Here is a 9895-nt window from a genome sequence, read left to right as displayed (position 1 = left end):
CTTCAAGCGCCTCGTCGGCGAGGGCGTACCACTGTTGCAGGAAGTAGATCCGCAGCATTCGCTCCAGGCCAATCGGCGGCCGGCCCCGCTTGCCTGCCGAATTCGGAAAGTAGGACGGCGACAGTGCGTCGATCAGTCGTTGCCATGGCACCAGGGCATTCATCTGGGCCAGGAACCGCTCTCGGCGGGTAACCTTCTTCTTGTTCTGGTGCTCAGCCTGGGCGAACGAGATCTGCTTCATCGGGTGGCTCTGTCAGAGGGTGGCAGGAAGGTCAGATTATACCCCGCCGGTACCCATCAGGCAGCTGCGGCGAGATTTGTGCAGCGTTTCCTTAACAGCCCAGTGGTTTCTTGAAAACTCAAACTCATGCGGCATATTCAATTCAATACGGTTCTCATAGAGAAATTTATTGTTAAGGCTAGGGACCTCGCTATCAAAGCCAATCTCCAACGACAGGTCTCTTCCAACAACTCGCGCTCTAATTATTTTCCCTACATAAGCCAGCTCATCCTCAGTTCCTTCCTCGCAAAAAATGCACGGCAAGGATGTTAAACTGTCCAGCAAGAGACTGCCGCTACTGTCCAGAAACTGGGTAGATAACTGGTCTTCTGTATACTCAAAAACTCTTTCGATCGGAACATTAACTCTTCCATACGTCCAGTCAACATTAAACATCAGCAAATTAAACATGCAACCCTACCAATTAACATTCTGGATATTTCTGGCATTCTTAAACATCAATCATGCTTCGCCTATTCCTGATGCTGCCTCGCAACCCATTGAGTATGCTCTCTTGAGAATGCCAGCTCTGCCTCATTAACGAAGTCGGAAAAGGAAACCTCTTCATTTATCTCGTCTAGGCGTGGTTGGAGTATTCCAATTTCGTGAGCTGTGAGAGCGTAGGCAGAAGCAAGCTCATTGAATTTCTTGATCTGAATCCAACCAATGAACGATGCTGCTAAGACTATTAATGGCTCTGTAGGAAGCAAAATCCACTCAGGTTTTGCAATTCTCAAAAGAACTGTAACAGTAGCAGCGATGTAGACTAAAATAGTAGCGCCGACCCATATTTTTGATGCCTTCCTATTGTCAGAGGATTTTTTTGCATACCACTTACGCTGGTTATCAATCCTTTGCTCCTTGTACATCTTCTTACGCGCCTTAAGGTCGAGCGACCGAATCTCCTCCATCCGCGGCGTGATTTGATGCTCAGCTGCTAACTCGTCAGCGATTCCTGAGCCAATATGGCGATTGGCACGAAGTATCTCTGCCAAGAAATTGCGAAATTCCGCACGGGGTACTTGGACTGTGGGAGCGTCTACGAACGGCTCGGCGCGCATCATGTATCGCCAAGTGGATGTCTTGATGGACTCAGCAAGGGCGCGGCAACGATACCAGTCCTGTTCTGGCTTACGCACAGCCCGAAAAAGAAGGACTGCGGCAGCTAGTACAAATACTAATGCATATAAGACATGGTAGAGCGATTTCTCGCTAAACCCCATACTAAGTATAGCGGCGAAAATGAGGAGTCCGTACTCAGTCCGTAGAAGGGAAAGGTACTCGTGCTGTTCTGTGTTCGAGGATCTATCGGCCGAGCGATACAGGGCAGGATAGTCATTCGTCTCCATTATCAGGCCAGCCTTCGAATGGCGTTAACAATAGAGTCGGTATTCCAGTTGACTATCTCGTCAGCAGCCTGCGTAACTGCTGCTGGCATAACTTGAGCCCCTCGTGGCCGGATGCCCAAGATCGGCTTCCCAAGAAGCTCAGCATAATCGATCTCGAACTGTATCCAGTCGCTGTGGGCTACGTACATGCCACCAATGATGATGACAACCTCTACGGGTCGGATCTGCTCGCGAAGTTGTTCCTTCAGTTCCGCTACGCTCATGCTATCAAATGCGCGATCTTCGGGAACAGAATGATTCGCATAAATAAATCGTGGAGAAGCATCTAGAAAATTTATCATACGCTCGTAGCGCTCACTGTACCGCCACGCGTGACTGACAAAAAGTTTATAACGGTGAAGATTTGACAATGTTGAGCCTCCTTCAAATTAAGGTTGTACACGCTCTAAATAGATTGACAGCTTTGTGCGTTGAAAAGTTAACTGTCCAGCATTTTCTTGCCGTGCGCAGCATGGCCTGGCACGTCTCCTTTGGGTCGAAAGCTGCCTAAAGCAATTAATCAACATAGACTAATATCCCATACTCAACCAGAATCGGTTTTTTACAAAATCTGTTGTAACGCCGACCGTACGTAAGCGGACGGGCAACACCGCTTGCCAGTAATCAGTCGGTGTGCTGCCAGTTGTGGGGCAGGAGCTCGTGGACCTGGCTGGCCTTGTGCGTCGGCAGCCGTTCCAGCACGTCACGCAGGTAGGCGTAGGGATCGTGGCCGTTCAGCTTGGCGCACTGGATCAGGCTCATGATGGCAGCAGCGCGCTGGCCACTGCGTAGTGATCCGGCGAATAGCCAGTTGTTCTTATTATGCGCAGCTGCGCATAATAAGAATTATGCCCAGTTCCGGATTATGCGCAGTTATTAGAATAAATTGTCCGTAACACACTGACTATGAATGGAAAACTCTACCCGGAGGAATGCATCTACAAGACATAAGCTTTGAGTACCACTCGCCACCCTGTCGGGAGGGTACTCATGTCAGACCATCCATATCTTCGTGTTCAGCCACCGCAATCGGCGCTATCGAGCGCCGACACAGACCTGCTTGACCGGTATGTCGCCCACCTGCAACGACGAGGGCATACTGCCAGTACGACGAAGGATTACTGCAAGGCGGTGGTGCATTTCCTGCAGTGGCACCATATCGCGGCTCCAGTGCTGGCAACGGCGTTTAGCACCGAGACTGTGCGTGTCTTCCTCGATGAACATTTGCCAGCTTGCCGCTGCATTACCCCGGTTGTTCGCTCGCGAAAGTCGGTCAGGGCAGCACTGAATCAGCTTCTGTCGATGACTTGCCAACCCCGCGTGATCCATCGTGATATACCGCCCCCGGCGGCTATCGAGGCCTCGGTCATCGCCTTCGATGCCTATCTGCGCGACGTCTGCGGCTTGGCGGTGCAAACGCGCCGTGGCCGGTGCCGCGAGGCACGGCAATTCCTCGCCGACCTCTTTGGGGCGGGACCGCTGATCGTCGATCACATCACGCCATCGGTTCTGATCGACTACGTCACTGACCGGACATGTGGGGCACGCGGCCCGACGGCGACGGCTCTGGTGGGGGCGTTACGCAGCTATCTGCGCTTCCTGCGTTTCGATGGTGCCTTGGTCGACAACCTCGAGGGGGCAATCCCGTCACCGGCCCGCTGGTCGCTGGCGGCCTTGCCGCCGGCACTGGATGACGAGCAACTGGCCCGTTTCTGGGCCGTCTTCGACCGTAACACCGCCACCGGCAAGCGTGATTACGCCATGGCGCGGTGTCTGGCCGACATGGCGCTCCGTTGTCATGAGGTCGCGCAGTTGGACCTGGAGGCGATCGATTGGCGTGGTGGGGTCCTGACGCTGGCCCACAATAAAGTCCGCCGCGTCGATCGTCTTCCGCTGCCGGCATCGACCGGCGAAAGCCTGGTCGATTATCTGCGTTATGGCCGGCCGGCCTCGAGCAGCCGTGCCCTGTTCGTCTACCACCGTGCCCCTCTGGGTCAAGCCGTTGCCGTCACAACAGTGCGGGGGGCAATTCGTCGCGCCTTCCAGCGCGCCGAATTGCCCTGGAGCGGTACCCATGTGCTGCGCCATACCGCTGCCCGGCGCATGTTGCAGGGCGGCTGTTCGATCAAGGAGATCGCCGATGTACTGCGTCACCGCAGCATCGATACCACGGCCATTTACACCAAAGTCGACCTGCCACAGTTGACCTGCGTCGCGCAGCCCTGGCCGGAGGAATGGTCATGACGAACTGGAGCAGCATGCATGAGCGGGTAGCGGCGTATCTGCGGACACGCCGGGCCTTGGGCTTCGCCTTGACCATTGAGGGCCAGCAGCTCGAGCGTTTTGCCCATTTTGCCGAGCAACGGGCCCATCAAGGCCCCTTGACCTTGGCGCTGGCGGTCGACTGGGCCAATGCCTCACTCACTCCGGAAGGGCTGGGGCCCGCCCGGCGCCTGGAGACGCTGCGGCCCTTCGCCAAGTATTGTCAGCTGTTTGAGCCACAGACGGAGGTCCCACCCGCTCGGCTCTTCGGACAGGCCCATCGGCGCTTGCCGCCCCACATCTATTCCTCGCAGGAGCTCAGGCAACTGTTGGCGGCGACGGCAGCGTTGTCCCCCACCGAGGGGCTTCGGCCGGTGACCATGCACACTTTGCTTGGCTTTCTCGCTGCAACAGGCCTTCGCCCCGGCGAGGCCTTGCGGTTACAGGATGGGGATGTCGACCTGGAACGTGGTGTCGTCGAGGTGCGCAAGAGTAAATTCCGCAAATCCCGTCTGGTCCCGCTCCATGCCAGCACGACGGCGGCATTGGCCGAATACCTTAGCCTGCGGCAACGATGCTTGGGACTTGCTCAGGCGTCAGGCTTCTTCCTGTTCGACAACGCACGTCCCATCACGGGGGATCAAGCGCGGTACGCTTTTCAGCGCATTCGCCAACAATTGGGCTGGGACAAGCCGGAGACTGGCCCTCTGCCGCGGCTCTACGATCTGCGGCACACCTTTGCCTGCCAGTGCCTGCTGAGATGGTATGCCGAAGGAGTGGATATCCACCGGATGTTGCCACAGCTGTCTACCTACATGGGGCACTGCAGGGTCTCCGACACCTACTGGTATCTCACCGGCATCCCGGCACTGATGGCGATTGCCGCTGAGCGTTTCGAGCAGGCGGCCGCGACGTCAGAGGAGAAGCAGCCATGAAGTCAACGTCATCTGAAACCGATCTGGCTCGGCTGTTACAGCGGTTTTTCTACCAACGCCTCCAGCAACAGCAACACCTGAGTGCACGAACCGTGGCCAGTTATCGCGATTCTTTCAGGCTGCTGTTCCGATTTGCCGAGCAGCATCTTGGTCGTGACGTCAGCACGCTGTGCCTCCACGATCTGGATGCCTCCTTGGTGTTGGCCTTCCTCGATCACCTCGAGACCCATCGCCACAACTGTATTCGTAGCCGCAACGCGCGGTTCGCGGCCATACGGGCCTTCTTGCACTATGTGGCGCTGCAAGAGCCCACGCTCCTGGCACAGGTCCAGCGGGTGCTGGCCATTCCCATGAAGCGCTTTGAGCGACCACTGGTGGGCTTCTTGTCGCGTGACGAGATGGAAGCCATCCTCGCGGCACCAGATGCCAGCACTTGGACAGGTCAACGGGATCACCTACTGTTCCTGTTGCTCTACAACACCGGTGCACGCGTCTCAGAGCTCATCAGCATCCGCCGTGGCGATGTCGATACGCAACATGCACAGGCCGTCCAGCTGCACGGCAAAGGGCGCAAGGAGCGAGTGGCGCCGCTGTGGAAGCGCACGGTTCATAAGTTGGATGAGTGGATGGCCACGCTTTCGAGTGACAAGACGCAGCCGATACTGCTGAACCGCGGTGGACAGGCCATGAGCCGATCCGGTGTAGAACAGCGCTTGCAGTTGGCGGTGTCGCAGGCAGCTGCACACTGCCCTTCATTGAAAGATCGTCGGGTGTCTCCGCACGTGATTCGCCACACCACTGCCATGCACTTACTGCAGTCGGGTGTCGATCTGGCGGTCATAGCCCTATGGTTGGGTCACGAGCAGGTGACGACCACACACCAATACCTTGAGGCCGATCTGGACATGAAGGAGCGGGCTCTGGCGAGCCTGCAGCCACCGGAAACGATGACACCGCGCTTCGTACCCAAGCCAGACGTTCTGGCCTTCCTCGACAGCTTGTGATTATGCACAGACTTTTGGATTGTTGTGAGAAAACCAAGGTCCGGCTGTTGGCTTTTGAGGGGCATTAGTGCTGGATCGTGTCCGGGGCCAGACAGGGTAACTGCGCATAATCCGGAACTGGGCATAATTGCGGCCCAGTGCCCAGGGACGAATCAGATTCTCTACGCGATTATTGTCGATCGGCAGCCGACCGTCATCGAGGTAGCGCGTCAGCGCCGCCCACCGTTTCAGGTTGTAGTCCAGTGCCTTGGCTGTCGCCGAGCCGTTTGGCACTTTCTCGCGATGAGCCAGCATCCAGCGGTGCAGCGCGTCGGCGATGGGTCTCGCTCGTGTGTCGCGTAGTCGTTGGCGTTCTTCGGCGGTTAGCGCCTTTGCCTCACGTTCCACCTCGTAGAGATGGCCGATGAGCTCGATGGCCTGTTCGGCGATCTGGCTCTTGCCGGCCACGTGCAAGTCGACGAATTTTCTTCTCGCGTGGGCCATGCAGCCGATCTCGGTCACGCCGTTGGCAAAGCTCTGCTTGTAGCCGCTGTAGTCGTCGCAGATCAGCTTGCCCTGCCACTTCCCGAGGAAGTCTCGGGCGTGTTGACCGCCGCGGCCCTCGGTGAAGTCGTAGATCACCGCCTTCAACCCGGCGTAGGGCGTGGTGGCGTAGGCCCAGAGATAGGCCCTGTGGGTTTTCTTCTTGCCCGGGGCCAGCATCGGCACCGGGGTCTCGTCGGCATGGAGTACCGGTTCGGCCAGCAGCAGGTCGCGCAGCGCATCGACCAGCGGCTGAAGCCGCACACCGCAGATGCCGACCCACTCGGCCAGGGTGGAGCGCGGAATCGGTACGCCGGCACGGGCAAAGATCTGCTCCTGCCGATACAGCGGCAGATGATCGGCATACTTGGCGATCAATACCTGAGCCAGCAGACCTGCCGTGGCGATACCCTTGTCGATGATCTGCGCCGGCATCGGCGCCTGGGTCAGCGTCTCGCATTGATCGCAGACCCACTTACCGCGGATATGACGCTCGACGTGGAACACGCCCGGCGTGTAGTCGAGCTTCTCGCTGATGTCTTCGCCGATCCGCCGCAGCTGGCAACCGCAGGGGCAGTGCTCGCTCTCCGGGTCATGGCGGATCTCGGTACGCGGTAGCCCAGGGGGTAAGGGGGCGCGCTTGGGCGTCTTCTTGGTCGCCGGTGGCGCGTCGGGCGCGACCAGGTCGTCCAGCTCAGTCTCGATGGCGGCGATGTCGGCCTCCACCACCTCGTCCAGCAGACTGATCTGCAGGAGGTTGAGCTGCTCGCTGCGCTTGCCGAACGCGTGGCGCTTGAGCAGCGCCAGTTCAAAGGTCAGCTTCTGATTGATCTGCTCGGTGTGACGCAGCGTCTTCTGGCTCTGCGCCAGTGCCTGTTCCCGCTCCTCGACCTGCGACATCAGCATCGTCGCCAGGTGGCGGAGCTGATCGGGGGAGAGCTGAGACAGATCGGATGGCGCATTCATTCGACGAGTATGCCAGCCTGTCGAGGGCAGTGGGATTAGCGCATCAGCGAATACCCAGGACCCGTATTTTGTGTCATTCATGGCTGACCCCTCAGACCACCGAGATCACACCGGCGGCGCCGATGCGTTGCCACGGCAACCCCTGTACCAGAATGCTGACCTGCTCGGGCGATAACTCGACCCGGTCCCCGCGCCACGTCTCCGCCCAGTGGAACTTGCCCTGGTTCAAACGCCGGGCGCACAGCCAGATACCCAGGCCATCATGGACCAGCACCTTCATGCGGTTGCCGCGGCGGTTGGCGAACAGGTAGGCGCAGTGAGGCCGAGCGGCGCCGAACACCTTCACCACCCGGGCCAGCGCTGTGTCAGGGCCGGCGCGCATGTCCAGGGGCTCAGTGGCCAGCCAGATCTCGTCGATGCGGATCATCCCAGCAGCCCCTTCAACCACTGCTCACACTGCGCTGCATCCGCTACCGGCCAATGCACAGTGATCGTGCCGCGCGCCGAGGGCACCTCGATACGAATCTCCGCGGAGGAAGTGGCCGACACGGGAAGGTCAGGCGCTGCGGGCGTTACCGGGAGTGGCACGAAGTCCGGCACGGCCGGCAACTGGCTCTGACGCCTGGCCTTGCGGATCCAGGTCTGGACCAGGTTGGTATTCAGTCCGTGCTGAAGGGCAACCTGAGCGATCGAGGTGTCGCCCTGCAGGCACGCCGTCACAACCCTGGCTCTGAATTCAGGCGTATAGCGACGACGACGGCGAATCTCACGATCGATGCTTTGGGATGTCATGATAGGTGCCCACTTAACAATAGATGGGCACCTACCGTCACAGAGGTTGAGCCTTTGCGGTAGATGGGATCACCGGCCGCTTACGACCGTACCCGCGTGAGGTACGAGCGTCGACTGGGTGGTCTTGTCATGCATATAGCAGCCTGCCTCTCGGCCTCGGGATGGGTCGACCGAGCTCGCGCGCCGTCTCGATCCACTCCTGGATAACCTGCTGAGCATTTGCTGTTGCCTGCTCATAGATTTCTCCATCTGCCATGCAGCCCGGAAGCTCCGGAACCTCAACGACGAAGGACTCATCTTCATCACTCCAATAGATGACCAACTCGTACTTAATCGACATCAGTCTCTCCCAGCCGACTTCCTCCGCGGTGCAAGCAGCGCTCCCACAGGCTCCTTACACAAGCGCCCTTTCGGCGCCACCAGGGCGTTATGCTGACTCATACAACCTCGCCTGGAAGCCAATGAATACCTCGCGGATGTTCTCGACACTGCCGAGTTCGGCGATGGCATCGGTCGGGGTCTGGTACTTGAGTTCGATCAGCCGGGGCAGCTTGTCCTGGGCGAGTTCGCCGACGCCGTCCTGGATGTAGTGATCCAACACGAAGCCGAGGAATTCGCGCTGGCGGTAGTCGTAGTCGGAGAAGAGCCGGTCGCGGTGGCTGGCCACGCGTTCTTCGCGACTGAGCGGTGGCAACGCGAAGGCGATGTAGGCCAGCACGTCGAAAAGATCGCTCTTCTCGGCGTCGACCATGCGACCGATCTCCTTGAGCTTCTGGGTTCCGTAGCCCTTCTCGGCCAGGGTATCGAGCAATGCCTGGCGGGTGTCGGGTCGGCTCCAGAGCCGACGCAACTCGTCCTCGTCTTGGAAGAGTGTCGGTAGTTCACCGAACAGCTGCCGGATGAACTCGGTAGCGGACATCGGCTTGCCGTCCGGGCTTCAGAAGGTAGTGGCGCTCATGTGCTGGAGCTGGCGGAACTTGCCCGGCGCCAGCTCGATCTCCACCACCGGGCGTTCGCCTCCGCCGCACTGGCAAGGTAGCTCGCCGCACACCGGACAGGGCTCCGGTGGTTCCTTCTCGCAGGTACAGGGGCCCCGAGTTCGACACTTCCAGCCCGATTTTGGCCAGAAATCCGCCCCTGTGCTCTGAGAATTCAGTAGCTTAGAGAATTCCGGCCGAATTCTTTGTAGTGACACGTTTTTATAGTGGTGCCTTGCTATACGTGACGTTCCCGTTCTATCGTGATGACATGTTCGTCAAAGTCACTAAATCCGGCCCGCGCCGCTACGTCAAACTCGTCGAGTCCTTCCGGGACGAGGCCGGCAAGTCGCGCCAACGCGTGATCGCGACGCTGGGTCGCCTCGAGGCCGTCACGGCCGGGGAATCCAGCGCGTTGATCAATGGCCTGCTGCGCGTCTCCGGCCAGCCGACGCTCGATGAAGGCACGGGCGAGGCCGACTTCGCGCAGGCGCGTTCCGTCGGCGATACCTGGCTGCTGACCTCGCTCTGGAAAGAGCTCGGCCTGGATGACGCCTTCCGGCGGGTGCTGCGCAGCAAACGGCAGTTCGATGTCGAGCGGCTATTGCGAGTCATGGTGTTCAATCGGCTATGTGATCCGGAATCCAAGCTCGGTGTGCTGCGCTGGTTGGAGGATGTGCTGGTGCCAGACGTCGACACGGCCTCGATCAGTCACCAGCACCTGCTGCGCACCATGGATACCCTGTCGGACTGCAGCGAAGCCCTCAAT

Annotated in this window: 10 protein-coding genes and 4 pseudogenes; 4 read left to right on the top strand and 10 right to left on the bottom strand. The window is 58.8% G+C overall.

The window, feature by feature from the left end:
• The 5 genes and pseudogenes from BMY30_RS17305 to BMY30_RS17285 all read right to left on the bottom strand — a co-directional run.
• The coding region (locus tag BMY30_RS17305; RefSeq protein ID WP_139195553.1) for a transposase at positions 1–241 on the bottom strand (241 nt) is incomplete at its 3' end.
• A gap of 36 nt (positions 242–277) precedes the next feature.
• Positions 278–691, bottom strand: a complete 414-nt coding sequence (locus BMY30_RS17300; RefSeq protein WP_211607394.1) for a hypothetical protein — start codon at positions 689–691, stop codon at positions 278–280.
• A 62-nt stretch (positions 692–753) separates the two neighbouring features.
• Positions 754–1629, bottom strand: a complete 876-nt coding sequence (locus BMY30_RS17295; protein WP_089715926.1) for a DUF4231 domain-containing protein — start codon at positions 1627–1629, stop codon at positions 754–756.
• Positions 1630–1631: 2 nt separating this feature from the next.
• Positions 1632–2039, bottom strand: a complete 408-nt coding sequence (locus tag BMY30_RS17290) for a TIR domain-containing protein (RefSeq protein WP_089715925.1) — start codon at positions 2037–2039, stop codon at positions 1632–1634.
• 253 nt (positions 2040–2292) lie between these two features.
• Positions 2293–2496, bottom strand: a pseudogene (locus tag BMY30_RS17285) (transposase domain-containing protein); the annotation flags it as partial.
• 474 nt (positions 2497–2970) lie between these two features.
• Here BMY30_RS17285 and BMY30_RS17280 point away from each other — a divergent pair.
• From BMY30_RS17280 to BMY30_RS17270, 3 genes are read left to right on the top strand one after another with little or no spacing between them, the layout of a single operon-like run.
• A complete protein-coding gene (locus tag BMY30_RS17280) occupies positions 2971–3912 on the top strand; it encodes a tyrosine-type recombinase/integrase (RefSeq protein WP_170840181.1) in 942 nt (313 codons plus the stop codon).
• Entirely contained in the window at positions 3909–4865 is a 957-nt protein-coding gene (locus tag BMY30_RS17275) for a tyrosine-type recombinase/integrase (protein WP_089715923.1), read from the top strand. Before BMY30_RS17280 ends, BMY30_RS17275 begins: the two co-directional genes overlap by 4 nt.
• Positions 4862–5869, top strand: a complete 1008-nt coding sequence (locus tag BMY30_RS17270; protein ID WP_089715922.1) for a tyrosine-type recombinase/integrase — start codon at positions 4862–4864, stop codon at positions 5867–5869. The genes BMY30_RS17275 and BMY30_RS17270 overlap by 4 nt, the downstream gene beginning before the upstream one ends.
• A 126-nt stretch (positions 5870–5995) precedes the next feature.
• Here the strand turns inward: BMY30_RS17270 and tnpC are convergent.
• The 5 genes and pseudogenes from tnpC to BMY30_RS18040 all read right to left on the bottom strand — a co-directional run.
• A pseudogene (tnpC, locus tag BMY30_RS17265) lies at positions 5996–7357 on the bottom strand (IS66 family transposase); the annotation flags it as partial.
• 91 nt (positions 7358–7448) lie between these two features.
• Complete coding sequence (gene tnpB, locus BMY30_RS17260; RefSeq protein WP_089715921.1) at positions 7449–7784, bottom strand: IS66 family insertion sequence element accessory protein TnpB; 336 nt, start codon at positions 7782–7784, stop codon at positions 7449–7451.
• The gene (gene tnpA / locus BMY30_RS17255) at positions 7781–8149 is read right to left on the bottom strand and encodes an IS66-like element accessory protein TnpA (RefSeq protein WP_089715920.1); all 369 of its coding nucleotides are present in this window, start codon (positions 8147–8149) and stop codon (positions 7781–7783) included. The genes tnpB and tnpA overlap by 4 nt, the downstream gene beginning before the upstream one ends.
• 127 nt (positions 8150–8276) lie before the next feature.
• On the bottom strand, positions 8277–8489 hold the full coding sequence (locus tag BMY30_RS17250) for a type II toxin-antitoxin system HicB family antitoxin (RefSeq protein ID WP_089715919.1): 213 nt from the start codon (positions 8487–8489) through the stop codon (positions 8277–8279).
• Positions 8490–8576: 87 nt separating this feature from the next.
• Positions 8577–9239, bottom strand: a pseudogene (locus BMY30_RS18040) (type I restriction-modification enzyme R subunit C-terminal domain-containing protein); the annotation flags it as partial.
• 158 nt (positions 9240–9397) lie between these two features.
• Here BMY30_RS18040 and BMY30_RS17240 point away from each other — a divergent pair.
• Positions 9398–9895, top strand: a pseudogene (locus BMY30_RS17240) (IS1634 family transposase); the annotation flags it as partial.

It is taken from the genome of Halomonas daqiaonensis (assembly GCF_900109725.1).
GTDB lineage: Bacteria > Pseudomonadota > Gammaproteobacteria > Pseudomonadales > Halomonadaceae > Halomonas > Halomonas daqiaonensis.
The sequence above is the reverse complement of the archived record's forward strand: the minus strand, read 5'-3'. Positions and strand labels throughout refer to the sequence as shown.